The sequence below is a fragment of the Pseudomonas sp. GD03858 genome (assembly GCF_029840925.1).
GTDB lineage: Bacteria > Pseudomonadota > Gammaproteobacteria > Pseudomonadales > Pseudomonadaceae > Aquipseudomonas.
Map to the genome: position 1 here is coordinate 1 of NZ_JAOCDM010000087.1, position 24,366 is coordinate 24,366.

20 protein-coding genes, 5 tRNA genes and 1 pseudogene are annotated in these 24,366 nt (G+C 64.8%); 11 read left to right on the forward strand and 15 right to left on the reverse strand.

Annotated elements, in window-relative coordinates:
• A partial coding sequence (locus tag N5D48_RS19280; RefSeq protein ID WP_279887204.1) for an RHS repeat-associated core domain-containing protein occupies nucleotides 1-3,551 on the forward strand: 3,551 nt, incomplete at its 5' end.
• Between the two features lie 86 nt (nucleotides 3,552-3,637).
• Here the strand turns inward: N5D48_RS19280 and N5D48_RS19285 are convergent.
• From N5D48_RS19285 to N5D48_RS19305, 5 genes are all read right to left on the reverse strand, one after another.
• Nucleotides 3,638-3,713 (reverse strand) — tRNA-Gly (locus tag N5D48_RS19285).
• An 82-nt stretch (nucleotides 3,714-3,795) separates the two neighbouring features.
• Nucleotides 3,796-3,871, reverse strand: a tRNA-Gly gene (locus N5D48_RS19290).
• 4 nt (nucleotides 3,872-3,875) lie between these two features.
• Nucleotides 3,876-3,951, reverse strand: a tRNA-Glu gene (locus N5D48_RS19295).
• Between the two features lie 92 nt (nucleotides 3,952-4,043).
• A tRNA-Gly gene (locus tag N5D48_RS19300) sits at nucleotides 4,044-4,119 on the reverse strand.
• A 2-nt stretch (nucleotides 4,120-4,121) separates the two neighbouring features.
• A tRNA-Glu gene (locus N5D48_RS19305) sits at nucleotides 4,122-4,197 on the reverse strand.
• 391 nt (nucleotides 4,198-4,588) lie between these two features.
• On the opposite strand from N5D48_RS19305, the gene N5D48_RS19310 reads away from it, so the two are divergent.
• Nucleotides 4,589-5,356: a hypothetical protein gene (locus N5D48_RS19310; protein ID WP_279887206.1), complete on the forward strand. Its 768-nt coding sequence runs from the start codon at nucleotides 4,589-4,591 to the stop codon at nucleotides 5,354-5,356.
• A 170-nt stretch (nucleotides 5,357-5,526) separates the two neighbouring features.
• On the opposite strand, the gene N5D48_RS19315 is transcribed toward N5D48_RS19310, so the two are convergent.
• Nucleotides 5,527-6,009, reverse strand: coding sequence for a GAF domain-containing protein (locus tag N5D48_RS19315; RefSeq protein WP_279887208.1), 483 nt, complete (start codon nucleotides 6,007-6,009; stop codon nucleotides 5,527-5,529).
• On the reverse strand, nucleotides 6,010-6,897 hold the full coding sequence (locus tag N5D48_RS19320; protein WP_279887210.1) for an ATP-binding protein: 888 nt from the start codon (nucleotides 6,895-6,897) through the stop codon (nucleotides 6,010-6,012).
• A 209-nt stretch (nucleotides 6,898-7,106) separates the two neighbouring features.
• Between N5D48_RS19320 and N5D48_RS19325 the strand changes: the two genes are divergently transcribed.
• Nucleotides 7,107-9,419, forward strand: a complete 2,313-nt coding sequence (locus N5D48_RS19325) for a response regulator (RefSeq protein WP_279887212.1) — start codon at nucleotides 7,107-7,109, stop codon at nucleotides 9,417-9,419.
• Here the strand turns inward: N5D48_RS19325 and N5D48_RS19330 are convergent.
• On the reverse strand, nucleotides 9,409-9,897 hold the full coding sequence (locus N5D48_RS19330) for a glutathione peroxidase (protein ID WP_279887214.1): 489 nt from the start codon (nucleotides 9,895-9,897) through the stop codon (nucleotides 9,409-9,411). The two genes, N5D48_RS19325 and N5D48_RS19330, sit on opposite strands and share 11 nt — an antisense overlap.
• 12 nt (nucleotides 9,898-9,909) lie before the next feature.
• On the reverse strand, nucleotides 9,910-10,305 hold the full coding sequence (msrB, locus tag N5D48_RS19335) for a peptide-methionine (R)-S-oxide reductase MsrB (protein ID WP_279887216.1): 396 nt from the start codon (nucleotides 10,303-10,305) through the stop codon (nucleotides 9,910-9,912).
• A gap of 168 nt (nucleotides 10,306-10,473) precedes the next feature.
• Between msrB and N5D48_RS19340 the strand changes: the two genes are divergently transcribed.
• Both N5D48_RS19340 and htpX read left to right on the forward strand, forming a co-directional pair.
• Complete coding sequence (locus tag N5D48_RS19340; protein WP_279887218.1) at nucleotides 10,474-11,685, forward strand: pyridoxal phosphate-dependent aminotransferase; 1,212 nt, start codon at nucleotides 10,474-10,476, stop codon at nucleotides 11,683-11,685.
• 237 nt (nucleotides 11,686-11,922) lie between these two features.
• The gene (htpX, locus tag N5D48_RS19345) at nucleotides 11,923-12,810 is read left to right on the forward strand and encodes a protease HtpX (RefSeq protein WP_279887220.1); all 888 of its coding nucleotides are present in this window, start codon (nucleotides 11,923-11,925) and stop codon (nucleotides 12,808-12,810) included.
• Nucleotides 12,811-13,031: 221 nt separating this feature from the next.
• Here htpX and N5D48_RS19350 read toward each other — a convergent pair whose 3' ends face one another.
• The gene (locus N5D48_RS19350; RefSeq protein WP_279887222.1) at nucleotides 13,032-13,682 is read right to left on the reverse strand and encodes a thiopurine S-methyltransferase; all 651 of its coding nucleotides are present in this window, start codon (nucleotides 13,680-13,682) and stop codon (nucleotides 13,032-13,034) included.
• A 101-nt stretch (nucleotides 13,683-13,783) separates the two neighbouring features.
• Here N5D48_RS19350 and N5D48_RS19355 point away from each other — a divergent pair, with 101 nt between their 5' ends.
• Nucleotides 13,784-14,536 carry a class III extradiol ring-cleavage dioxygenase gene (locus tag N5D48_RS19355; RefSeq protein WP_279887224.1) on the forward strand — a complete coding sequence of 251 codons (753 nt, stop codon included), beginning with the start codon at nucleotides 13,784-13,786 and terminating at the stop codon, nucleotides 14,534-14,536.
• A gap of 126 nt (nucleotides 14,537-14,662) precedes the next feature.
• On the opposite strand, the pseudogene N5D48_RS19360 reads toward N5D48_RS19355, so the two are convergent.
• Both N5D48_RS19360 and N5D48_RS19365 read right to left on the reverse strand, forming a co-directional pair.
• Nucleotides 14,663-16,373: pseudogene (locus tag N5D48_RS19360) on the reverse strand (DEAD/DEAH box helicase).
• Nucleotides 16,374-16,752: 379 nt separating this feature from the next.
• Nucleotides 16,753-17,508 carry a spermidine synthase gene (locus N5D48_RS19365; RefSeq protein ID WP_279887226.1) on the reverse strand — a complete coding sequence of 252 codons (756 nt, stop codon included), beginning with the start codon at nucleotides 17,506-17,508 and terminating at the stop codon, nucleotides 16,753-16,755.
• A gap of 116 nt (nucleotides 17,509-17,624) precedes the next feature.
• Between N5D48_RS19365 and N5D48_RS19370 the strand changes: the two genes are divergently transcribed.
• On the forward strand, nucleotides 17,625-18,971 hold the full coding sequence (locus tag N5D48_RS19370) for a 3-deoxy-7-phosphoheptulonate synthase class II (RefSeq protein WP_279887228.1): 1,347 nt from the start codon (nucleotides 17,625-17,627) through the stop codon (nucleotides 18,969-18,971).
• On the opposite strand, the gene N5D48_RS19375 is transcribed toward N5D48_RS19370, so the two are convergent.
• The gene (locus N5D48_RS19375) at nucleotides 18,952-20,172 is read right to left on the reverse strand and encodes a winged helix-turn-helix domain-containing protein (RefSeq protein WP_279887230.1); all 1,221 of its coding nucleotides are present in this window, start codon (nucleotides 20,170-20,172) and stop codon (nucleotides 18,952-18,954) included. The genes N5D48_RS19370 and N5D48_RS19375 overlap by 20 nt on opposite strands.
• Before the next feature lie 112 nt (nucleotides 20,173-20,284).
• The gene (locus N5D48_RS19380) at nucleotides 20,285-20,503 is read right to left on the reverse strand and encodes a DUF1127 domain-containing protein (protein WP_279887232.1); all 219 of its coding nucleotides are present in this window, start codon (nucleotides 20,501-20,503) and stop codon (nucleotides 20,285-20,287) included.
• 96 nt (nucleotides 20,504-20,599) lie between these two features.
• Between N5D48_RS19380 and N5D48_RS19385 the strand changes: the two genes are divergently transcribed.
• On the forward strand, nucleotides 20,600-21,451 hold the full coding sequence (locus N5D48_RS19385) for a LysR substrate-binding domain-containing protein (RefSeq protein ID WP_279887234.1): 852 nt from the start codon (nucleotides 20,600-20,602) through the stop codon (nucleotides 21,449-21,451).
• 64 nt (nucleotides 21,452-21,515) lie between these two features.
• On the opposite strand, the gene N5D48_RS19390 is transcribed toward N5D48_RS19385, so the two are convergent.
• Nucleotides 21,516-22,265: a sulfite exporter TauE/SafE family protein gene (locus N5D48_RS19390; RefSeq protein WP_279887236.1), complete on the reverse strand. Its 750-nt coding sequence runs from the start codon at nucleotides 22,263-22,265 to the stop codon at nucleotides 21,516-21,518.
• 116 nt (nucleotides 22,266-22,381) lie between these two features.
• On the opposite strand from N5D48_RS19390, the gene N5D48_RS19395 reads away from it, so the two are divergent.
• From N5D48_RS19395 to N5D48_RS19405, 3 genes are all read left to right on the forward strand, one after another.
• Entirely contained in the window at nucleotides 22,382-23,338 is a 957-nt protein-coding gene (locus tag N5D48_RS19395) for a LysR family transcriptional regulator (RefSeq protein WP_279887238.1), read from the forward strand.
• 54 nt (nucleotides 23,339-23,392) lie between these two features.
• Nucleotides 23,393-23,848, forward strand: coding sequence for a MarR family transcriptional regulator (locus N5D48_RS19400; RefSeq protein ID WP_279887240.1), 456 nt, complete (start codon nucleotides 23,393-23,395; stop codon nucleotides 23,846-23,848).
• Nucleotides 23,849-23,978: 130 nt separating this feature from the next.
• Nucleotides 23,979-24,366: organic hydroperoxide resistance protein (locus N5D48_RS19405; RefSeq protein WP_279887242.1), on the forward strand; the 388-nt coding region annotated here is incomplete at its 3' end.

Below are 24,366 nucleotides of genomic sequence, written 5' to 3' on the forward strand. Positions count from 1 at the left end.
CCGACGCGCCGGTACTGCGCCAGCGCTACCGCTACCGCCACCACGCCCCCTTGAGGAACGCCGTGGGCAACGGCTGGCACGAGGCCTGCGAGGAGCGCCTGGTGCAGGTCGGGCTGGACTCAGAAGGCCTGCAGCAGATGAAGACGGAGCTGGGGCAGATTGTCTACGAGTACTTGCTGCAGCGCGGTCTAGCCCCGCAGAAGTTGCAGGAGGTGAAGACCGAGTTGGGGCAGATCGTCTACGCGTCCCTGCTGCAGACCGGTCTGGACCCACAACAGGAGACGGAGACGGAGTTGGAAGTCACCGTGCATGAGCACCTGATCGACACCAGCGCCCCGTTCACCCACGGTCGCCCGTCAAAACGGACCGTGAACCGCAACGGAGAAGCCACCACCACCGAATTCGCCTATAGCAAGCGCGCCGAGCCTCTGGCCCAAGGTGAGACGGTGCTGGTGACCGAGCAGACGATCACCGGCCATGACGGCACGAAGAAGGTGCAGACCCTCGAGCACTCGATCCTGATCGGCGAGCCGCTGCTCAACTACGACGACAACGATGTGAAGATCCGCTACCAGTACGACGCCCTGCGCCGAGTGGTCAGCGAGACGGTGGCGCCGGGCGAGGAGCACGAGGCGACCCGTCACTATGCCTATACCCTCAGCTCCAGGGCGGGACAGCAGGCCGAGCAGCGTCTGACCAATGCCCATGGCGTCTGCACCACCACCGTGGTGGACGGGCTGTCACGCACGGTGACACAACAGCGCGACCACATCGACGACAACGAGCCGACCCGTGCGTTCGAGATCCTGGCGACCGACTATGACGCCTTCGGCCGCCAGCTCATCGAAACCCAGACCGATTACCTGCCCGACTACGCCCTCGACAACGCCAGCATGCTGCAACCGCTATGCCTGACGCGCCGCTTTGCCTACGACGGATGGGGCAACCTAAGCCGCACGACGGAGCCTGACGGTGTCGAGGTGCACGAGCAGACCAATCCGCTCGGCCATGCCCGGCACGAGGGCCGCGTGCAACGCACCTGGCGACAGACCGCCGGTGCCGACCGGCTGATCAGCGGCCTGCGCGAGACATGGTTCACCCCCTTCGATGAACCCAGGCATATCCTGCGCTTCGATGCCGACGGGCGGGAACTGGCCAGGCAGGTCTTCAGCTACGACGGCCTCGGCAACCTGCGCACTCAGGTCAACGAGCAGGGCGACGCCACACATCATCACTATGACGCCTGGAATCGCCTCACCAGTACCGAACGGCCTGACCGGGCAAAGGTGGACAGGCGCTATGCGGCCCATAGCAGCAGCGAAGTGGCAACGAGCATTTCGGTGACACCGGCCACCTCGGCATCCCCGATCATCCTGGGCGAACAGATACTCGACGGGCTGGAACGCCCCGTCGAGCTCAAGGTCGGCAGGCAACGCCAGACCCTGGCCTACAGCGACGGCAGCACGCTCCCCGCCAGCCGCTGGACTGCGGCCGGCGACGAAGTCAGATACCAGTACGCGCCCAACCTGACCCAGGCACCGGTGCGCACCGAAATCGACGACGACGTGAGTGATTTCGACTTTCATCCCAGGAGCGCGCGCCTGATCCACGCCAGCAACCATGAGGGAAGCCAACGCTACGAGTACGACGTGAACAATCGCTTGAGTGCCAGGCACTGGATCAATGAGGACGGCACTACCTACAGCATTGCCCAGGCCACGTCCTTGCAGGGCCGGCAAACTTCGCAGACCCTCGCCAGCGGGTTGGAAAAGCGCACCGAGTACGACGAGTTCGGACGCCCTTCCCTGACCCGGCAAGGCGACCTGCAGGCAGCGTTCACCTACGATCGGCTCGGCAGGCCGCGGAGCACCGTCACCCAGGACCTGGTCGGGCAAACGACACTGACCACGACGATCGATTACAACGACCAGGACCGTGAGGTCCTGCGCACCTTCGAACAAGTCGGCCAGCCGACCCAGACGCTGGAGCAAGGCTGGGGCCTGGATGGCCTGTTGGCGTCCCGGCACCTGCGCCAGGGTTCGACGAGCCTGCTGGAAGAAACCTTCACCTACGATAAGCTCGGCCAGTTGACCCAGCACACGTGCGCCGGCACACAGTTGCCCAAGGACAGGCAAGGCCGCGAGATCCTGGGCCAGCACTTCACGTACGGCGCCTTCCACAACATCGAGCGCTGCGAAACCCGCTTCAGCGACACGTCCACCGAAACCTTGCGCGTCACCTACGAAAACGACGACCCCTGCCAACTCACGGCGGTCAGCTTCGACCCGCCTGCCGCCAGGCCAGCGGTTGCCCTTGTCCACGATGCCAATGGCAACCTGCTCAACGATCACCTCGGGTTCCAGATGCGCTATGACAAGCGCAGCCGCCTGCTGTCGGTCAATGCCCCCGATGGAAGGCTGCTCTGTGAGTATCGCTACGACGCCCATGGCCAGCTGCACGCTCTTGGGCATGCCGACGGCGCGCAAACCCGTCTGGTCTTCCAGGACAACCGACTGAGCGTGGCCATTCGCGATGCGTTGCAGACCTCGATCCTTTACGACCAGGATCGCCCGTTGGGCCAGCAGCAAAGCGGGGGCGCCGACACAACCTTGCTGTTGCGCTGCAACGCCAGCCAGAGCGTGATCGCCGAGAGTCAAGGCCAGAACCTGCGTCAGGCATCCTACGGGGCATACGGTGAACGCACGGACGCTCATCCACTGAAATGCCTGCTTGGCTACAACGGCGAATTCGTCGACCCGGACACAGGCTGGTACCTGCTCGGCCAGGGCTATCGGGCCTACAACCCGGCATTGATGCGCTTCCAGGGCCCGGACTCGCTCAGCCCATTCGAAGCGGGCGGCCTGAACCGCTATGCGTATGTCGCAGGCAATCCGATCGGTCTGCGAGACCCGACCGGTCGCTACTTCCAGTTGAGCCAGACACCGGAAAACTATGCGGCAATGGGGGCGGGACGGTCGATGCTCGGCGCCATCTTCGGCTTCATTCTTGGAGCCATCATGACGGTGGTCGCGACGGTGGCCACGGTCCTTACCGCAGGCGCGGCGGCCCCGGCAATCGCTGGCGCGGTCGGCTTCACTGCAACCGTAGCCGCCGCCTCCGGAACCGCAGTAAGCGTCGCTGGCGCCGCCGCTGGCCTGATATCGACCGTATCTCAAGGGATTGGAATGTTCGCCAACAACCCCCTAGCCTTGAAGATCGCCGAATACTCCGGATATGCGTCGATGCTCAGCATCCTTAGCCCAAACCTTGTCACCAATAGCGTGACTCGGTTGCTGGGTTTACGCTCCGTGTCTTCCGGGCTGCAGGCCACGGTGCCGGGTGTGATCAACAGCACGCTGGGTGCGGTAGGCATGTCTCCCACCATCGCCACACCGACCGCCGCGGTCTCGGCAACGGCAAGGATCGCGAACAAGGTGCCACGCAGGATAGGCGCAGGGGGCGCCATCGCCTCCGTCGGCCTACGTGCCGTAGGCCAGCTCAACACCAGCAACAAGGATCCCGCCACCTCGTCCGTGGAGGTGCGGCAATGATGCATTGCACGTGCCCTTGGGCACATCAATCGGACATTATCGCAAGCAAAAAAAACGCCACTTCAAACGAAGTGGCGTTTTCAATTTGGAGCGGGAAACGAGACTCGAACTCGCGACCCCGACCTTGGCAAGGTCGTGCTCTACCAACTGAGCTATTCCCGCAGGGTGAAGCTTTACCGCATGTGGCGTGAAGCGCCTTGAAGGCCTTCACCACCTGCACCGCCAGAAGCGATGCCTTTCAAACTGGAGCGGGAAACGAGACTCGAACTCGCGACCCCGACCTTGGCAAGGTCGTGCTCTACCAACTGAGCTATTCCCGCAATATGGCGTCCCCTAGGGGACTCGAACCCCTGTTACCGCCGTGAAAGGGCGGTGTCCTAGGCCACTAGACGAAGGGGACATACCCAACGCTTTTCAGCGCACCAGAACATGAACCTCGCGATTCAGCCTGGATTTTCTTTTCCCGCCCTGCCGAGGCAGTGCCGGAGAAACTGGAGCGGGAAACGAGACTCGAACTCGCGACCCCGACCTTGGCAAGGTCGTGCTCTACCAACTGAGCTATTCCCGCATTGGCGTCCCCTAGGGGACTCGAACCCCTGTTACCGCCGTGAAAGGGCGGTGTCCTAGGCCACTAGACGAAGGGGACACACTACAACATTCACTGCCTGCCGCGCTTCGCTGTGTGCTTTACGCTGCAAGTGGCGCGCATTCTATGGATGCCATGGAAAGCCGTCAACCCCTTTATAGAAATTTATTTAAATCAATGACTTCCCGACGTCATACCCACTGATGCAGGATGCGTCCGGGGATTGGCGTTGATTTTCTGACGGCGGCTCGGCAAGCTCATGGCCAGGCGCCATCACCCTGTAGGAATCGGGGCTTTGGCCGATACAGATACCTGTAGCGACCGTGTCGGCTGCTTCGCGGGTGAACCCGCACCCACAGGGTGCGGTCGTTCCGCCCGGCTGCACTGTTCGCCTCCGGGCGGACTCACTACACTCTCGATAGATGCAAAACTTCTTCATGAGGCGTTAACGGTGACACCACTTCTGATCACCCTGCTCATCGTGGCGGGTATCGCGTTACTGATCGTGATCGGCTACCTCAACAATGTGGTCGAAAACGGCAAGCTCGAACGCGCACGGCTCAAGGTCGAACTGGCCGACCGCCTGCGTCGCTGTGGCGAAATCACCGAAACCTTCCCCGGCCAGTTCATGACGCCCGCGCTCAAGCTGCTGCTGACCCGGCTGGAGCTGAACCTCAACCAGCGCCAGCTGGCCCTGGACAAGCACAGCGGCGATCTCAAGGCACGCATCGCCGAGCTCGAGGGGCTGATCGCCCAGGGTGAGCGGATTGCGGTGAACAACCCGCCCGCGCCGATCCAGACCGAGGTCAAGGCCAAGGACGTGCGCTTCCTGCTGGAGCTGCTGCACAACCAGATCGTGCGCGCCACCCAGGAAGGCTTCCTGGCCACCAACGAAGGCAAGTACTGGGTCAAGGAGATCCGCCACATCCTGGTGCTGCTGCATATCGAGTTCTTCAACAACCTGGGCCAACAGGCCCTGCAGCAGGGCCAGCCCGGCCAGGCACGCCTGGCCTTCGAGCGTGGCGTGCAATACCTGCGCAAGCAGCCTGAGCCCAAACAGTATGAAGAGCAGCTGACCTACCTGGAAAAACTGCTGGCCCGGGCCAATGCCCAGGTGCTGGACCAGATGGAGCCGGCGGAGAACGACGAGAACGCGCTGACCCAGGGGCTCAAGACCGACGAGGATGAGACCTGGAAGAAGAAGGCGATCTACGACTGATTGGTTGCCTGACATATCCTGGGGGCGCTTTGCGCCCCTTTCGCGACACAAGGCCGCTCCTACAGGGGATCGCGGTCGCCTGTGGAGCGGCCTTGTGTCGCGAAAGGGCTGCGAAGCAGCCCCCAGCGATCTTGATATAGAAAGGGGCCTTCGCAGGCCCCTTCTTCATTTCAGCAATTGGTCAACTCGAGGAACACCTCGACCAACCGCTCCAGCCCCGCCTGGTCGGCCGCGCTGAAGCGTGCCAGCTTCGGGCTGTCCAGATCGAGCACGGCGATCAACCGCCCCGCCTTGACCAACGGAATCACCAGCTCGCTGTTGGACGCGCTGTCACAGGCGATATGCCCGGCAAATGCATGCACATCCTCGACCCGCTGGGTTTCGCGCGTCGCCGCCGCCGCGCCACAAACGCCCCGACCGAACGGGATGCGCACGCAGGCCACCTGGCCCTGGAACGGGCCGAGCACCAGCTCTTCGTCGCGGTTGATATAGAAGCCAGCCCAGTTCAGGTCCTCGACCTGGTTGTAGAGAAAGGCCGAGAACTGCGCGGCATTGGCGATGAAGTCGCGCTCGTCGGCAAACAGCGCCTGTACTTGCGCGGCCAGCAGGTCGTAGCCATCGAGGCCCTGGCCACTGGCGTTGAGGTCGATCATTTATTTCTGCTCCAGCAATTGCAGCCCGACCCAGTAGCGGGCGAACTGATAGGCACAACGGCCATTACGGTTGCCACGGCCGGTGGCCCAGCGCACGGCGAGAATGTCCAGGGCTTCGTCACGCTGCCAGCGCAGGCCGGCAGTTCGCGCCAGCTGGCCGATCCAGTGCTCGACCACGTTGAGGAAGTGCTCCTGGGAGAACGGGTAGAACGACAGCCACAGGCCGAAACGATCGGACAGGGCGATCTTGTCTTCCACCGCCTCGTTGGGGTGCAGCTCGCCGTCGACCATCTTCCAGTTCTCGTTGTCGCTCTGTTTCTCCGGCACCAGGTGGCGGCGATTGGAGGTGGCGTACAGCAGCACGTTGTCCGGCGCCTGCTCCAGCGAGCCGTCGAGCACGCTCTTGAGCACCCGGTAGTCGCCCTCCCCGGCCTCGAACGACAGGTCGTCGCAGAACAGGATGAAGCGCTGCTCGAGCTTGTGCAGTTGCTCGACCACCCTTGGCAGGTCGGCCAAGTGGTCACGCTCGATCTCGATCAGGCGCAGGCCCTCTGCGGCATGCTCGGCCAGCAGCGCGCGCACCAGCGACGACTTGCCGGTGCCGCGCGAGCCCCACAGCAACGCGTGGTTGGCAGGCATGCCGCTGATGAACTGGTGGGTGTTGCGGCCCAGTTGCTCGCGCTGCTGGTCGACGCCGATCAGGTCGGACAGGCGGATATCGAGGCTGACCTCCAGCGGCATCAGATAACCGCTGCGGCCGTCGCGCTGCCAGCGGGCGGCCAGGGTGCGAGTCCAGTCGATGTCCGGGCGCGGGGCCGGCAGCAGGGGTTCGAGGCGGGCGAGAACAGATTCGGCGCGGTCGAGAAAAGCGGTGAAGCGAGCGTCCATGATGGCTCCTAGCAAGTCAGGTTTCGATACCGTGCCGGCCCCTTCGTGGGTAAACCCGCTCCCACAGAGGGAGATCGACCTTGTGGGAGCGGGTTTACCCACGAAGGGGCCGGCACGGTCAGAAGCTGAATGTTCGACAGACCCGCCAGCAGCCAGGGCTGATCGGCTATGCTTGCGCAGCGCAGGAGCAAGTAACCGGCTTGGGACCCATGGATATAAAGTTCACCAATCGCCTGTCATACAAGCAAGCCCGGTTGACAGTCCTGGTCGGCTTCATCCTGGGAACATTGCTCAGTCTCATCCAGATCGGCATCGATTATGCCAGCGAAGACGCGTCCATCAACCGTGAAATTCAGGCGCTGCTGAAAATCAGCCACGACACGGCCTCGCGCATCGCCTACAACATCGACAGCGAACTGGCCCAGGAGCTCACCGGCGGGCTGCTGAAATCACCCGCCGTGATCCGCGCGCGGCTGATCGACAACAACGACACGGTGCTGGCCGACATCCAGCGCCCACGCCAGGAAAGCCGCTACCGGCCGCTGTCGGACTTCCTGTTCGGCGAGCAGCGCCAGTTCCAGGACCGGCTGTTCCTGGCCCACATGCCCGAGGAATACCTCGGCACCCTCTACCTGGATGTCGACACCTTCGCCTTCGGCGGGCGCTTCCTCGACCGCGCCGGGGTGACCCTGGTCAACGGCTTCGCCCGCAGCCTGGTGCTCACCGGGATTCTCCTGGCGCTGTTCTACCTGATGCTGACCAAGCCGCTGGTGACGGTGATCGGCGCGCTCAGCGGCAACGACTCGCGTACCCCCAGGCAAAGCCGCGTGGACTGCCCCAAGGGCCATGAGCACGACGAAATTGGCGTGCTGGTGCGGGTCGCCAACCAACAGTTCGTCAGCATGGCCACCGAGATCCAGCAGCGACGCAGCGCGGAAAACCGCCTGACCCACTATCTCAACGAGCTGGAAGACATCGTCTCGGCCCGTACCGACGAGCTCAAGGCCAGCAACAGCCGCCTGAGCCTGTCCAACCAGGAGCTCGACGAGGCTCGCCAGCGTGCCCTGGACATGGCCCAGGCGCGGGCCGCCTTCCTGGCCAACATGAGCCACGAGATCCGCACGCCGCTCAACGGCATGCTCGGCATGATCGCCCTGGCCCTGGACAGCGGCCTGGCCGCCGAGCAGCGCCAGCAGCTGTCGATCGCCCACGACTCGGGCAAGGTACTGGTGGAACTGCTCAACGATATTCTCGATCTGTCCAAGTTCGACGCCGGGCAACTGGAGCTCGAACGCATCCCTTTCGATCTCGGGGCGATGGTCGAGGACACCGCCAACCTGCTCTCGCAGAACGCCGCGCCCAGCGTCGAGCTGACCTGCCTGATCGCCCCGGACTTTCCCAGCTCGGTGCTGGGCGACCCGACCCGGGTGCGACAGATCGTCAGCAACCTGCTGTCCAACGCGCTCAAGTTCACCCGCTTCGGTCGCGTCGATGTGCGCCTGACCACCATAGTCGGCGGCGTGCGCCTGGAAGTCTGCGACACCGGCATCGGCATTCCCGAGGAAGCCCAGGCGCGGATCTTCCAGCCGTTCACCCAGGCCGGCGCCGGCATCACCCGCCAATATGGCGGCACCGGCCTGGGCCTGGCCCTGACGCGCAACCTGTGCAAGGCCATGCAGGGGCACCTGAACATTCACTCCGAGACCGGTTTCGGCAGCCGCTTCAGCGCCGACCTGCCGCTCCCCGCGCACACCGAGGCGATCCCTCCCGCCCCCCTGTCCGGGCGCGTGGTGGCCCTGGGCAACCGTGGCAGCGGCCTGGCCGAGCTGCTGCGCGAGCTGTTGCCGCGCTGGGGGCTGGACTATGTTCGTCACGACACGGCCAACGAGATGGGCGACAGCCCCGTCGACCTGCTGATCACCGACGACCTGGATCATGTGCTGGACCTGCGTCCCGCCGTGCAGGCGCCGATCCTGCTGGTGACCGCCTACGGCAACTTCCTGCCCAGCGAACAGGCCATGGAACTGGCGCCGTTACAGCAACTGGCCCGCCCCCTGGCGCGCAACGCGCTGTACCAGACCCTGCGCCGCACCCTGCAGGGCGAACCCAGCATGCCGCTGCCCCATGAGGTGCCGGCAACGCCGGAGCGCCGCGCGCGGATACTACTGGTCGAGGACAACCCGGTGAACCAACTGGTGGCCAAGGGCATGCTCGGCAAGCTCGGTTGCCAGGTGCAGGTGGCCGCCCATGGCGTGGAGGCCCTGGAGCTGCTCGAACAGGGCGCGTTCGACCTGGTGCTGATGGACTGCAACATGCCGGTGATGGACGGCTACGAGGCCAGCCGGCGCATCCGCCAGAGCGGGCGCTGGCCGGAGCTGCCGATCGTCGCGCTGACCGCCAACGCCATGCCCGAGGAACGCGAGCGCTGTCGGGCCGCGGGCATGAACGACTACCTGGCCAAGCCGTTTCGCCGCGAGGAACTGCTGGCGCTGATCGATCACTGGGTGCCGGTCAGCGGCTGAGCAGCGGCTCGATCGCCGACTTCAGCGCCTCGGGCTTGGTGGTCGGGGCGAATCGGCTGACCTTGCCGCTGCGCGGGTCGACCAGAAACTTGGTGAAGTTCCACTTGATCTTCTGCGTCCCCAGCACGCCCGGCGCCCGGCGCTTGAGCTCGGCGAACAAGGGGTGGGCGCCGGGGCCGTTGACCTCGATCTTGCGAAACAACGGAAAACTCACGCCAAAATTGAGTTCGCAGAACTGCGCGATCTCCTTGGCATCGCCCGGTTCCTGCTTGCCGAATTGGTTGCAGGGGAAACCCAGCACCACCAGGCCCTGGTCGCGGTAGTCCTGCCACAGGCGCTCGAGGCCCTTGTACTGCGGGGTGAAACCGCACTGACTGGCGGTGTTGACCACCAGCAGCGCCTTGCCGGCGTAGTCGCCCAGCACTTTCTGCTCGCCACCCAGGGTGACGCAGGGGATGTCCAGCAATGCATCGGCCATGCTCGTGCTCCTTCAGTCGCGCGGTTTGAGGTCCAGGCACACCGAATTGATGCAATAGCGCAAGCCGGTCGGTGGCGGACCGTCGGGGAACACATGCCCCAGGTGGGCGTCGCATTGCGCGCAGGTGACTTCGGTGCGGATCATGCCGTGGGAGGTGTCGCGGATCTCGATCATCGCGGCCTCTTCGATCGGCTCGTAGAAGCTCGGCCAGCCGCAGCCTGAGTCGAACTTGGCCTTGGCGTCGAACAGCGGCAGGTCGCAGCAGATGCAGTGATAGATGCCGTCGCGGCGCTCGCCGTTGTACTTGCCGCTGAACGGCCGTTCGGTGCCCTTGAGCCGGCACACCTGGTACTGGGCCGGATCGAGCATCGCGCGCCATTCTTCCAGGGTTTTGTCGATCTTTTGCATGGTGGGACCTCGGCAGGCTGAATTTCACCTCGCGCTGTCTTTTCCCTGGCGCGGGTGGCACGTATATTAGTTGGCTTCGTGTGCAAGACAGCAAGTCTGGCACCCGCGCCGCGCCCTTTCAAACCTTTGCACGGCGGCGCAACGCGTATTCTCACTCGGGATCTCATCATGCAGTTCAGCAAATCGAACAAGCTCGCCAATGTCTGCTACGACATTCGCGGCCCAGTGCTCAAGCACGCCAAACGCCTGGAAGAGGAAGGCCACCGCATCCTCAAGCTGAACATCGGCAACCCGGCGCCGTTTGGTTTCGAGGCGCCGGACGAGATCCTGCAGGACGTGATTCGCAACCTGCCCACCGCCCAGGGCTACAGCGATTCCAAGGGCCTGTTCAGCGCGCGCAAGGCGGTCATGCAGTATTGCCAGCAGAAGCAGATCGAAGGCGTCGGCATCGAGGACATCTACCTCGGCAACGGCGTATCGGAGCTGATCGTCATGTCGATGCAGGCGCTGCTCAACAACGGCGACGAAGTGCTGATCCCGGCGCCCGACTACCCGCTGTGGACCGCCGCCGTGAGCCTGGCCGGCGGCAAGCCGGTGCACTACCTGTGCGACGAGCAGGCCGACTGGTTCCCGGACCTCGAGGACATCAAGGCCAAGATCACCCCGAATACCAAGGCCCTGGTGATCATCAACCCGAACAACCCCACCGGCGCGGTGTACTCCAAAGAGCTGCTGCTGGGCATGCTGGAGCTGGCGCGCCAGCACAACCTGGTGGTGTTCTCCGACGAGATCTACGACAAGATTCTCTACGACGAGGCCGTGCACATCAGCACCGCGTCGCTGGCCCCGGACCTGCTGTGCCTGACCTTCAACGGCCTGTCCAAGTCCTACCGCGTGGCCGGTTTCCGCTCCGGCTGGCTGATCATCTCCGGGCCCAAGCACCATGCCCAGAGCTACATCGAAGGCATCGACATGCTGGCCAACATGCGCCTGTGCGCCAACGTGCCGGCCCAGCACGCGATCCAGACCGCCCTGGGCGGCTACCAGAGCATCAATGATCTGGTGCTGCCGCCCGGCCGCCTGCTGGAGCAGCGCAACCGCACCTACGAGCTGCTCAATTCGATCCCCGGGGTGAGCTGCGTCAAGCCCATGGGCGCGCTGTACGCCTTCCCCAAGATCGACCCGAAGGTCTGCCCGATCCACAACGACGAGAAGTTCGTGCTCGACCTGCTGCTGTCGGAGAAGCTGCTGATCGTCCAGGGCACCGCGTTCAACTGGCCGTGGCCGGACCACTTCCGCGTGGTGACGCTGCCGCGGGTGGATGACCTCGAGCAGGCCATCGGCCGGATCGGCAATTTCCTGCGGACCTATTCGCAGTAAGCGAAATCGCTATCGCGGGGCAAGCCCGCTCCCACGCTGTCCAGCGTGGGAGCGGGTTTGCCCCGCGATGCTTTTGCCTTACATCCTGCAACGCTCTCTCACAAAGCCCTCACGGCATCCTCTGCCATACTCCGCCGTACACAGTTTGAAATAGTCGCCCGGTTGAATAGCCGCGCCCTCCCCCTTATATACCCCGCAGTACGCAACGAACTTATCCGTCAGGAGAACGTAACAACCATGATGCGCATTCTGTTGTTTGTAGCCACCAACCTCGCGGTGGTGCTGGTTGCAAGCATTACCCTGAGCCTGTTCGGCTTCAACGGGTTCATGGCCGCCAACGGGGTCGACCTCGACCTCGGCAAGCTGCTGGTCTTCTGCGCCGTGTTCGGTTTCGCTGGCTCGCTGGTCTCGCTGTTCATCTCCAAGTGGATGGCGAAGATGACCACCGGCACCCAGATCATCACCCAGCCTCGCACCCGCCACGAGCAATGGCTGCTGCAGACGGTCGAGGAGCTGTCCCGCGAAGCCGGCATCAAGATGCCCGAGGTGGGTATCTTCCCGGCCTACGAGGCCAACGCCTTCGCCACCGGCTGGAACCGCAACGACGCCCTGGTGGCGGTCTCGCAGGGCCTGCTCGAGCGCTTCTCGCCCGACGAGGTGCGCGCGGTGCTGGCGCACGAGATCGGCCATGTGGCCAACGGCGACATGGTCACCATGGCGCTGATGCAGGGCGTGGTGAACACCTTCGTGATGTTCTTCGCCCGCATCATCGGCAACTTCGTCGACCGGGCGATCTTCAAGAACGAAGAAGGCCACGGCATCGCCTACTTCATCACGACCATCGTCGCCGAGCTGGTCCTGGGTATCCTCGCCAGCATCATCGTCATGTGGTACTCGCGCCGCCGTGAGTTCCGCGCCGACGAAGCCGGCGCGCAACTGGCCGGCACCGGTGCGATGATCGGCGCCCTGCAGCGCCTGCGCTCGGAGCAAGGCTTGCCGGTGCACATGCCCGACACCCTGAAGGCCTTCGGCATCAATGGCGGCCTCAAGCACGGCCTGGCCGGCCTGCTGATGAGCCACCCGCCGCTGGAAGAACGCATCGACGCACTGCGCCGTCGCGGCTGATCCTGGCAGCAACAAGAAAGGGCGACTTCGGTCGCCCTTTTGTTTGTCATGTCGCCACCCCCTGTAGGAGCGGCCTTGTGTCGCGAAAGGGCTGCGTAGCAGCCCCGGCAATTTCGATGGTGACTCAGAATCTGGAGCCGCTGCGCGCCCCTTTCCGACCGGTCCGACGCCTCGGCAAGGCCGCTCCCACAGGGGACAGTTCCCAGCGCGACAGTGCCAGCTCAGCGTCCTAGCCGATAGACTCGCTCTACCAGGCTTTCAACACCAGCCTTCAAAAACTTCGGACTCTCGCCCAGGATCTCCCGCGCCTCCACCTCATCGACCCACCACCCGGCAAACCCAGCCCGCACTTCGGCGTCCGGCACCGAGAACGGCGGCCCGTCGATCAATCCCTGATCGTAATCCAGGGTCACCAGCAGCCCCCGACAGGCCGCCGGTAACTGCTCGCCCAACAACGCCATGTAGCGCTCGCGCATCGCCAGCGGCAAAGCGATCAGCGCCGCCCGGTCATATACCCCTGCGCAATCCGCCAGATCCTCGGCGCGCAGCGCGAACACGTCCCCGCACCACAGCTCCACCTCGTCGCTGCGCCACACCTCGAAGGCACCGTGCTGGACAATCTGCGCCACCAGGCCATGTTCGGTGAAGAAGTCCGCCACCGCCCTGCGCGACAGCTCCACCCCCAGCACCCGATAGCCTTGGGCGGCCAGCCAGAGCAGGTCCAGGCTCTTGCCACACAGCGGCACCAGCACCTGCGAGCCCTGGGCCAGGCCCAGCGTCGGCCAGTGCGCCTGCAGGTACGGATTCACCTGGGGTTGGTGAAAGCCGATCTGGTTGTCCGCCCACCGCTTGTGCCAAAACGCTGGCTCCATGAACCCTCCCGCTTTTTCGATAAGTAGCTGTAAAAACTTATATTGGATCTCGATCGTAGGCTGATCGAAGATGGCAGCATCTTACCTGCCAGGACCCCGCCATGCTGCCCAGCCTGTTCATTTCCCACGGTTCGCCCATGCTCGCCCTGCAACCGGGCGCCAGCGGCCCGGCGCTGGCCGGGTTGGCCCGCGCCCTGCCCCGGCCGAAGGCGATCGTGCTGGTGTCGGCGCATTGGGAGAGCCGCGAGCTGCTGGTCATGGCCAATCCGCAGCCACGGACCTGGCATGACTTCCATGGCTTTCCTGCCGCGCTCTACGCCGTGCAGTACCCGGCACCTGGCGAACCGGCACTGGCCCGTCGGATTGCCGAGCGGCTGGGGGCCAAGCTGGATGACCAACGGCCATTCGATCACGGCGCCTGGGTACCGCTGTCACTGATGTACCCGCAGGCGGATATCCCGGTGATCCAGGTGTCGCTGCCCAGCCAGGCCGGCCCCGCCCTGCAACTGAAAGTCGGCCAGGCCCTGGCGGCGCTACGCGAGGAAGGTATCCTGCTGATCGGCTCGGGCAGCATCACCCACAACCTGGGTGAACTGGACTGGCATGCAGGAGCGGATGCGGTCGAGCCTTGGGCGCGGGCTTTTCGTGACTGGGTAGTGGCACAACTGGGGGCCGATGACGAGGTCGCACTCGTGGACTATCGGCGACAGGCGCCGTTTGCGGCGCGCAATCATCCCAGCGATGAACATCTGCTGCCGTTGTTCTTTGCCATGGGGGCTGGCGGGCAGTTTGGCATCGTGCACCAGGGGTTCACGCTGGGGGCGCTGGGAATGGATATCTATCGGTTCGACTGACGGGCCTCTTCGCGGGTAAACCCGCTCCCGCAGGCTCCAGCCTGGCGCGACACCCGCGAAGAGGCCGGAACAGGCAAAAAAAATCCCCGACCAACAGGCCGGGGATTTTTCATTGCAGCGCCAGGATCAGTCCTCGCGGTAGCGGCGCAGCTTCAGCTGCTTGCCGGCAACGCGGGTGTCCTTGAGCTTGGTCAGCAGGCGCTCAAGGCCGTCTTCCGGCAGCTCGACCAGGCTGAAGCTGTCACGCACCTGAATGCGGCCGATGGCATCACGCGCCAGGCCACCTTCGTTGAGGATCGCGCCCAGCAGGTTCTTGGCGGCGATGCCATCACGGGCACCCAGGGCGGTACGGCAACGCACGCGGCCTTCGGCCAGCGGCATCGGCGCGCGGCGCTCGCGGTCACCACGGTCCGGACGCTCGCCGCGCTCGGTACGCTCACCACGCTCACGCGGGGCATAGGTCGGTACCAGCGGCTGCTCGCGCTCCACCGAAGCCAGATCCAGCGCCTGGCCGTTGGTGGCCTTGCGCAGCAGGGCCGCGGCCAGGGCACGCGGGGTGCAACCCAGGTCGGCGGTCAGACGGTCGAACAGCTCGCCGTGGCTGGCCTCGGACTCGGCCACCAGCGGCGCCAGGCTCTTGGTCAGCTTCTTGATGCGCGCATCCAGCACGGCTTGCGGGTTAGGCAGGCGAGCTTCAGCGACTTTCTGCCCGGTGACACGCTCGATCACCTGCAGCATGCGGCGCTCGCGCGGGGTGACCAGCAGCAGCGCGCGGCCATCGCGACCGGCACGGCCGGTACGGCCGATGCGGTGTACGTAGGACTCCGGGTCGTACGGCATGTCGACGTTGAACACGTGGGTGATGCGCGGCACGTCCAGGCCACGGGCAGCGACGTCGGTGGCGACGACGATGTCCAGGCGACCATCCTTGAGCGAGTCGATCACGCGCTCACGCTGGTTCTGGGCGATGTCGCCGTTCAGCGCGGCAGCCTTGTAGCCCTTGGCTTCCAGCGCGGCGGCCAGGTCCAGGGTGGCTTGCTTGGTACGCACGAAGGCGATCAGCGCGTCGAATTCCTCGACTTCCAGCAGACGCAGCACGGCCGGGATCTTCTGGTCGGCGTGGACCATCAGGTGGGCCTGGTCGATCGCGGTGACGGTCTGGGTCTTGCTCTGGATCTTGACGTGCTTGGGCTCGCGCAGATGACGCTCGGCGATCGAACGGATCGACGACGGCAGGGTGGCGGAGAACAGCACGGTCTGGCGCGACGCGGGGATGGCGTCGAAGATCACTTCGAGGTCGTCCATGAAGCCGAGCTTGAGCATCTCGTCCGCTTCGTCCAGTACCAGGTACTGCACGGTGGACAGGACTTTTTCGTCACGGCGCAGGTGGTCGCACAGACGACCAGGGGTGGCGACGACGATCTGTGCGCCATTGCGAATGGCACGCAGCTGTGGGCCCATCGGGGCACCACCGTACACGGCCACCACGTTAACGCCCGGCATCTGCTTGGCGTAGGTTTCGAAAGCGGTGGCTACTTGCAGCGCCAACTCACGGGTTGGCGCCAGGATCAGGGCTTGCGGTTCGCGCTTGCTCACGTCGATCTTGTTGAGGATCGGCAGGGCGAAGGCAGCGGTCTTGCCGGTGCCAGTCTGCGCCTGGCCGATCATGTCGTGACCGGCGAGGATGATCGGGATCGACTGTTGCTGGATGGCCGACGGCTCTTCATAGCCGGTGGCCAGGACGGCAGCAACGATGTTCGGATTGAGATCGAGAGCGGCGAATCCGCCGGTTTCCTGGGTCATGGGTCTGCCTCTAGGTGCATCCGCAAAGACCCATGCTCCAAAACTGCACATGCCTTGAAAGACCAGAAGGTCACCCAGGCAGCTTTGGCGGCGGGGATTTGCGAAAACGATTGAAAATGGGAACGTCTTGGGGAAGTCCGCCTAGCGGACGCGCAGCCGAAGCTGGATTCGGAGGATTTGCACCACCTGATTTTGAGGTCCGCTGAAAGACCGGCGCGTACTATACCCGAATTCGCCGAAAACCGTGAGAAATATTTCAGTGAAAAAGGCCAGTATCCGGCCATCGCAGGAAGAAAGCTGAATCGTTTCCTCGTGGCACCTGTTTCGCCCTCTTCGCGGGTAAACCCGCTCCCACAGGGATTGGCGCAGAGCCTGTGGGAGCGGGTTTACCGGCGAAGAGGCCAGCATGGTGTTCAAGTGGCCGGCCTGACTTCCTTGATCAGGTACTCCAGCGAATACCCCAACCGCGGCGCCAGCGCCTCGGCCCGGGCGCGCAGGCCATCGATGTCCAGACGCTGCTCCAGGTCTGCCGGCACCAGCAAGATCACATTGCCCTCCTTCACCGGCAACTCCCAGTAGTGCCGGTGGTACAGCCCGCGCAGCAATGCCGCGCCCAACGGCCGGCCATCGTCGCCGGCCCACTGGTTGATCACCAGCCAGCCCCCGGGGTTGAGCTGCTTCTGGCAATTCTCCAGGAAGCCCCAGGCCAGGTGCGCGACACCCGGCCCATGATCGGTATAGAGGTCGACGAACAGCAGGTCGGTTTTCTCCGCCGTGGGCAGCAGCTCGATGGCATCGCCCACCCGCACGTACAGACGCGGATCGTCGTCCAGGCCCAGGTACTCCATGGCCAGGCGCGGCACGTCGGGACGCAGCTCGATGGCTTCGACATCCTCCAGGGGCAGGAACTTCAGGCAGGCCTGGGTCAGGGTGCCGGCGCCCAGGCCGAGGAACAGCGCGCTCTCGGGCTGCTCATGGCACAGCGCGCCGACCAGCATGGCGCGGGTGTAGTCGTACTCCAGCCAGCTGGGATCGGCCATGAAGGTGCAGCTCTGCTCGATGGCGTCGCCGAACTCGAGGAAGCGGTAATCCTCCACCTCGTACACGCTGATGATGCCAAAGGCATCCTCGACCCGTGCCAGCAGCCGCTCTTCCCGCTCCGTCGCCATCCCACCACCGCCTGCGCAAAACGCGCATTGTCCGCCAATGCCGGTGGTGCAACAAGCACGCCGGCGGCTGTACCATGGCAGGTACGCCTGAACCCACAGAATAGATAGAGCCTGCGATGACCCACCCCTGGAGCCCCGACAGCTGGCGCGCCCTGCCGATCCAGCAACAACCCGCCTACCCTGACGCCGCGCACCTGGCCAAGGTCGAGCAGACGCTGGCCAGCTACCCGCCGCTGGTGTTCGCCGGCGAAGCCCGTGAGCTGCGCCGCCAGTTCGCCGAGGTCACCCAGGGCCGGGCGTTCCTGCTCCAGGGCGGCGACTGCGCCGAGAGCTTCGCCGAGTTCTCGGCGGCGAAGATCCGCGACACCTTCAAGGTGCTGCTGCAGATGGCCATCGTCATGACCTTCGCCGCCGGCTGCCCGGTGGTCAAGGTCGGGCGCATGGCAGGACAGTTCGCCAAGCCACGCTCGGCCAATGACGAGACCATCGGCAATGTCACGCTGCCGGCGTACCGTGGCGACATCGTCAACGGCATCGGCTTCGACGCCGCCAGCCGCGCGCCCGATCCGGAGCGCCTGCTGCAGGCCTACCACCAGGCCACCGCCAGCCTCAACCTGCTGCGGGCCTTCGCCCAGGGCGGCTTCGCCGACCTGCACCAGGTGCACAAGTGGAACCTGGACTTCATCGCCAACTCGGCGCTGGCCGACAAGTACCATCAGTTGGCCAACCGCATCGACGAAACCTTGGCGTTCATGCGCGCCTGTGGCCTGGACAGCGCGCCACAGCTGCGTGAAACCAGTTTCTTCACCGCCCACGAAGCGCTGCTGCTCAACTACGAGCAAGCCTTCGTGCGCCGCGACAGCCTGACTGGCGATCACTACGACTGCTCGGCGCACATGCTGTGGATCGGCGACCGCACTCGCCAGCTGGACGGCGCCCACGTCGAGTTCCTGCGCGGCGTGCACAATCCGATCGGGGTCAAGGTCGGCCCGAGCATGAACCCCGAAGAGCTGATCCGCCTGATCGATGTGCTCAACCCGGACAACGACCCAGGTCGTCTCAACCTGATCGTGCGCATGGGCGCCGGCAAGGTCGGCGACCACCTGCCGGGGTTGATCCGTACCGTGCAGCGCGAGGGGCGCCAGGTGCTGTGGAGCTCCGACCCGATGCACGGCAACACCATCAAGGCCAGCAGCGGCTACAAGACCCGCGATTTCGCGCAGATCCTCGACGAGGTCAAGCAGTTCTTCCAGGTGCACCAGGCCGAAGGCAGCCATGCCGGCGGCATCCATATCGAGATGACCGGGCAGAACGTCACCGAGTGCATCGGCGGCGCCCGGCCGATCACCGAGGATGCCCTCTGCGACCGCTACCACACCCACTGTGACCCGCGCATGAACGCCGATCAGTCGCTGGAACTGGCCTTCCTGATCGCCGAAACCCTCAAGCAGGTACGCCGCTGAGCAGCGCCTGACGCAACCGGCTGCCCTCGACACGGGGGCAGTCGAGCCGCACCCGCTCCAGGCCAAGCCAACCGGCCAGCGCGTGCAAAGCGGCTACCAGCGCCTGGTAACCCTCCTCCCCCAGCCCTGCTTGCTCTTCATGCACGGCATGCACCGCCAGGCATCCATGGGCGCGTTCGGCGCGCAGGTCCAGGCGCGCAACGATGCGGCCCTCGTACAGAAACGGCAGCACGTAGTAGCCATACACCCGTTTGTGCGCCGGGGTGTAGATCTCCAGGCGATAGCGGAAATCGAACAAGCGCTCGGTGCGACTGCGCGCCCAGACCAGTGAATCGAACGGCGAGAGCAAGGCGCTGGCCTCGATTCGCCGGGGAATCCGTGGCGTGCCCGCGACATAGGCTGGCTGTTTCCAGCCTTGCACGGCGCAGACCTGCAAGCGCCCGTCCGCCAGCAGCTCGACCAGCGCGGCCTTGCTCTGTTGCGGCGCCAGGCGGAAGTAGTCGCGCAGGTCGTGCTCGGTGGCCACGCCCAACGCGCCGGCAGCGTGCAGCATCAGCCCCTGATGCGCCTCGGTTTCGCTGACCGGAGGCTGATCGAGAATGGCCGTCGGCAAGACCCGTTCAGGTAGGTCGTACAGGCGCTCGAAACCACGACGCCCGGCCACCGTGACCTCGCCAGCGGCGAACAGCCATTCCAGCGCGTGCTTTTCCTCGCTCCAGTCCCACCAGGGCCCGGCGCGCTCCTGCCGCGTGGACAGACTGCCCGCGCCCAAGGCACCCTGGTCGCGCACCGCCGCCAGCACCCGGTCGATCACCTCACGCCGCTCGCGGCCGAACGCAGCCAGTTGCCGATAGATGCCCTGGCCTTGCGTGGCGTGGGCCATGCGCCAACGCATCAGCGGATACAGCTCCAGCGGCAACAGGGATGCTTCGTGGCCCCAATACTCGAACACCCGGCGCTGACGGTTCTTGCCCCAGGCGAGCTGGTCGAGGGCGGCCTGCGGGTAGTTGCCCAGGCGGGAGAACAGCGGCAGATAGTGGGAGCGGACCAGAGCGTTGACCGAGTCGATCTGCACCACGCCCAGGCGCTGGAGCATGCGGGTGAGGCTGGCCTGGCTCGGCGGCGCGGCGGGTGGCTTGCCGAAGCCCTGGGCGGACAAGGCCAGGCGGCGGGCCTGGGAAATGGACAGGTTGAGGGGCATAAGACGGGCTCCGTCTGGTGTTCAGACAGTAAAGACGCAATCGCGGGTCAAGCCCGCTCCCACGCACCATTACTTTCGTGGGAGCGGGCTTGACCCGCGATTGGAGTCCCCCTCATTTGCGCAACGGATCTTCCCAGAAATGCCGGTCGGCCTCCTGCTGGATATCCGCCCGCGACAGCCCCAGGTCGTGCAGCGTGGCATCGCTCAGGCGCGCCAGTTCCTCGCGCTGGCGGTGCAGTTCATACCAGCGCAACAGCACGCCACCGGCATCGTGCAGCCAGTGGTTCAGGGACGACACAGGCTGGTGAGCAACGTTGAAATGACCTTTCATCTTGACGCCCTCCTTGTGGATGGCTTCAGTTTCGACCCAGGCCTAAGATCAATCCAACGAATGTTTCTGATGCCATGCATCTCGGAGATTGATGCCATGTCCCAGTATCAGAGTCTCGATGCCGATGTGCTGCGCACCTTTGTCGCCATTGCCGAACAAGGCGGGTTCACCCGCGCCGGGGAAGTGGTCAATCGCACCCAGTCGGCGGTGAGCATGCAGATGAAGCGACTGGAGGAAGACATCCTGCAGCGCCAGCTGTTCGAACGCGACGGCCGCCAGGTGCGCCTGACCGCCGAAGGCCAGGTCTTGCTGGGCTATGCCCGACGTATCCTCAAGCTGCACGGCGAGGTGTTCAATACCCTGCGCATGCCGCACATGGTCGGAATGGTGCGCATCGGCACCCCGGACGACTACGCCATGCGCTACCTGCCGGGCATTCTCACCCGCTTCGCCCAGGCGTATCCGCTGATCCATGTCGAGGTGCATTGCGACTCGTCCAAGCAACTGATGCTGCGCCAGGACCTTGACCTGACCATCGTCACCCGCGAGCCGGGCAACGAGATCGGCCAGTTGCTGCGCCAGGAACGCCTGGTCTGGGCCGCGGCCAAGGGGTTCTGCCCCCACGAGCAACAACCGATGCCGCTGGCGATGTTCAACGCCGACTGCTTCTGCCGGGTCTGGGCCTGCAACGCCCTGGAGCGCCAGGGTATCGAGTACCGTATCGCCTATACCAGCCCGAGCCTGGCGGCGATCTTCGCCATCGTCACCGCGGGCCTGGCGGTGACCGCGCAACTGCAGAGCCTGATCGGGGGTGAGCTGCGCATCCTCGACGAAGACGACGGCCTGCCGCAGTTGCACATGGCCAATGTGATGCTGCTGCGTAACGACCATCAGCACTCGCCGATCACCGACTGCATGGCCGAGTACATCGTCGAAGGGTTCAAATAAGCATCCCCCGCCCCCTGTAGGAGCGGGCTTGTCCCGCGATGGGCCGCAACGCGGCCCCGGCCCTCTAGAGTTCGAACCCAAGCATCACCGCGCACACCACCAAAAACCCGCAGAACAGCGTGCGCAATACCTTCTCCGGCAGCGCATGGGCCAGCTTCACCCCCCAACTGATGCTCAGCAACCCACCCACGGCCAGCGGCACCCCGATGCTCCAGTCGACACTCTGGTGCACCCCATAGGTCACCAACGTCACCAGGGTACTGGGCGCCGCCAACGCCAGCGACAGTCCCTGGGCCACCACCTGGGTGGTGCCGAACACGGAGGTCAGTATCGGCGTGGCAACCACCGCTCCGCCTACGCCGAACAACCCGCCCATGGTCCCGGCGAAACCGCCCAGCACGCCCAGCCACGGCCATGGGTAGCGCAGCTGGTTGCTCGGTGGCCGCACCGGGAGGAACATCCGCGCCACGTTCCACACGGCCAGGATCACCAGGAAACCGACAAAGTACAGGCGCATCGACTTCGCATCGATGCCCACCGCCCAGATCGCGCCCAGCCAGGCAAACACAAAGCTGCACAGCGACAGCGGCAGCGCATGACGCAGCTCGATGCGGTTGCGCTGGTGATAGCGCCACAACGCCAGCAGCACGTTGGGCACCACCATCACCAACGCGGTGCCCTGGGCCAGCTGCTGGTCGAGGCCGAACAGCACGCCCAGCGCCGGAATGGCGATCAGCCCGCCGCCAATGCCGAACAGGCCGCCCAGGGTGCCCAGGGCCGCGCCCAACACGATGTACATCAACCACTCGATCATCCGGGCCTCGTTCGCCTGCATTGAGAAGATGAGCGGCATGCTACCCAGTCGCTGCTGGCGGGGAAACGCATAGCAGCGCACAATGGCTTTGCGCTATTCGCACAAGCAGAGATGCCATGAGCCCCGATGCCCTCACCGAACAACTGAGCCTGTTCCTCGACGTGCTGGAAACCGGCAGTTTCTCCGCGGCCGCCCGCCGCCATCCGCTGACCCCCTCGGCCGTGGCCCGACGCATCGACAACCTGGAAAGCGCGGTCGGCAGCCGTCTGTTCTCGCGCAGCACCCACGCCGTGCGCCCCACCTCGGCGGGCAACGCCTTCGCCGAACGGGCGCGGCGCATCATCGAGGAACTACGCCTGGCCCGCGCCGAAGCGGTGTCGTTGAGCAACGCGCCAGAAGGCCTGATCCGCATCGACGCCCCCGCCGCCTTTGGCCGTCGCCACCTGGCACCGGCCATTGCCGATTTCCTGGTCGCCTACCCCGGGCTCGATGTGCAGTTGCGCCTGATCGACAGCTTCGTCGACCTGCACGGCAGCCACCTGGGTGAAGTCGACCTGGTGCTGCGCGCCGGTCCCCTGGCCGATACTCGGCTGGTGGCCACGCCCCTGGCCTACATGGTGCGTATCGCCTGCGCCAGCCCGGCCTACCTGGCCAGCCGCGGAGTGCCGGACTGCCCCAGCCAGCTACCCGGGCATGATGGCCTCGACTGGGACGGACTGGCCCCGCCATTCGCCTGGCGCTTCGAGGTCCACGGGCAGACCCGCCTGTATCGACCGACACGCATCCGCATGGCCGCCAACAATGCCGAGACCCTGTTGTTCGGCGCCTTGGCCGGGCTGGGCGTGGCCCACCTGCCCACCTGGCTGATCAGCGATTACCTGCTGCGTGGCGAACTGGTCCCGTTGTTCTGCGACAACGGCCTGCCCGCGCCCGAGAGCAGCGGCGTCTATGCGCTGCGCCTGGCACATGAAACGAACTCTCGCAGCCGCTTGCTGCTCGAATTCCTCAAGAGCCGCTTCAGTCCGGTCCCGCCTTGGGACCTGGCGCTGCGCAGCGAACTGCGCTGGCAATGAGCGCACCAAGCACTGGCGTGCTAGATTTTCACTCTCACCGATTCAAGGACCTGCATGAACGCCGACACCCAAGCCCCCTGCGACGAGCTGCTGCTGGACAACCAGGTCTGCTTCGCCCTGCACTCGACCTCGTTGCTGATGACCAAGGTCTACAAGCCCCTGCTTCAGGCCCTGGGCCTGACCTACCCACAGTACCTGGCCATGCTCGTCTTGTGGGAGCAGGACGGCCTGACCGTGGGCGAGATCAGCCAGCGCCTGCTGACCGACCCCGGCTCGCTGACCCCGTTGCTCAAGCGCCTGGAAGGCGAAGGCCTGCTCAAGCGCAGCCGCAGCCGTGAAGACGAACGGGTTGTGCTGGTGCAACTGACCGACAAGGGGCGCGCCCTGCACGCCGAGGCCCGGCGCGTGCCGCAGTGCATCCTGCAGGCCAGCGGCCACAGCGCCGAGCAGCTGCGCAAGCTACAGGCCGACCTGCTCGCCCTGCGTACGCAGCTGCAAGAAAGCCTCTGACGACTAAGCTGTGAGATGGCCGTGCCGATGAATGGCCAAACATTTAACTTGCGCGCTAAATAATTGCGCGCTAATTTAAACCCATACCCACTCAGCGCCGATGGCGCACAGCACCCAAGCGAGGCTCAAGATGCAAAAGGTCACTCCGCTGTACATCGCCGAAGCCACTTCCACTGGCGGCCGTGATGGCAAATCCCGCTCCAGCGACGGCAAGCTGGAGGTCAAGCTGAGCACCCCCAAGGAACTGGGTGGCGCGGGCGGTGACGGTACCAACCCTGAGCAGATGTTCGCCGCTGGCTACTCGGCCTGCTTCATCGGCGCGCTGAAGTTCGTCGCCGGGCAGGAGAAAAAAGCCCTGCCAGCGGACGCCTCGATCACCGCCAAGGTCGGCATCGGCCAGATCCCCGGTGGTTTCGGCCTGGACATCGACCTGCACATCAACCTGCCGGGCCTGGCCCAGGCCGACGCCGAAGGGCTGGTGGAAAAGGCGCACAAAGTCTGCCCTTACTCCAACGCCA

Coding starts and splice junctions, on each gene's coding strand:
- N5D48_RS19315 (WP_279887208.1), bottom strand. CDS start 6,009: ATGATCGACCTCAACGCCAGTGGCCAGGGCCTCGATGGCTACGACCTG.
- N5D48_RS19320 (WP_279887210.1), bottom strand. CDS start 6,897: ATGGACGCTCGCTTCACCGCTTTTCTCGACCGCGCCGAATCTGTTCTC.
- N5D48_RS19325 (WP_279887212.1), top strand. CDS start 7,107: ATGGATATAAAGTTCACCAATCGCCTGTCATACAAGCAAGCCCGGTTG.
- N5D48_RS19330 (WP_279887214.1), bottom strand. CDS start 9,897: ATGGCCGATGCATTGCTGGACATCCCCTGCGTCACCCTGGGTGGCGAG.
- msrB (WP_279887216.1), bottom strand. CDS start 10,305: ATGCAAAAGATCGACAAAACCCTGGAAGAATGGCGCGCGATGCTCGAT.
- N5D48_RS19340 (WP_279887218.1), top strand. CDS start 10,474: ATGCAGTTCAGCAAATCGAACAAGCTCGCCAATGTCTGCTACGACATT.
- htpX (WP_279887220.1), top strand. CDS start 11,923: ATGATGCGCATTCTGTTGTTTGTAGCCACCAACCTCGCGGTGGTGCTG.
- N5D48_RS19350 (WP_279887222.1), bottom strand. CDS start 13,682: ATGGAGCCAGCGTTTTGGCACAAGCGGTGGGCGGACAACCAGATCGGC.
- N5D48_RS19355 (WP_279887224.1), top strand. CDS start 13,784: ATGCTGCCCAGCCTGTTCATTTCCCACGGTTCGCCCATGCTCGCCCTG.
- N5D48_RS19365 (WP_279887226.1), bottom strand. CDS start 17,508: ATGGCGACGGAGCGGGAAGAGCGGCTGCTGGCACGGGTCGAGGATGCC.
- N5D48_RS19370 (WP_279887228.1), top strand. CDS start 17,625: ATGACCCACCCCTGGAGCCCCGACAGCTGGCGCGCCCTGCCGATCCAG.
- N5D48_RS19375 (WP_279887230.1), bottom strand. CDS start 20,172: ATGCCCCTCAACCTGTCCATTTCCCAGGCCCGCCGCCTGGCCTTGTCC.
- N5D48_RS19380 (WP_279887232.1), bottom strand. CDS start 20,503: ATGAAAGGTCATTTCAACGTTGCTCACCAGCCTGTGTCGTCCCTGAAC.
- N5D48_RS19385 (WP_279887234.1), top strand. CDS start 20,600: ATGTCCCAGTATCAGAGTCTCGATGCCGATGTGCTGCGCACCTTTGTC.
- N5D48_RS19390 (WP_279887236.1), bottom strand. CDS start 22,265: ATGATCGAGTGGTTGATGTACATCGTGTTGGGCGCGGCCCTGGGCACC.
- N5D48_RS19395 (WP_279887238.1), top strand. CDS start 22,382: ATGAGCCCCGATGCCCTCACCGAACAACTGAGCCTGTTCCTCGACGTG.
- N5D48_RS19400 (WP_279887240.1), top strand. CDS start 23,393: ATGAACGCCGACACCCAAGCCCCCTGCGACGAGCTGCTGCTGGACAAC.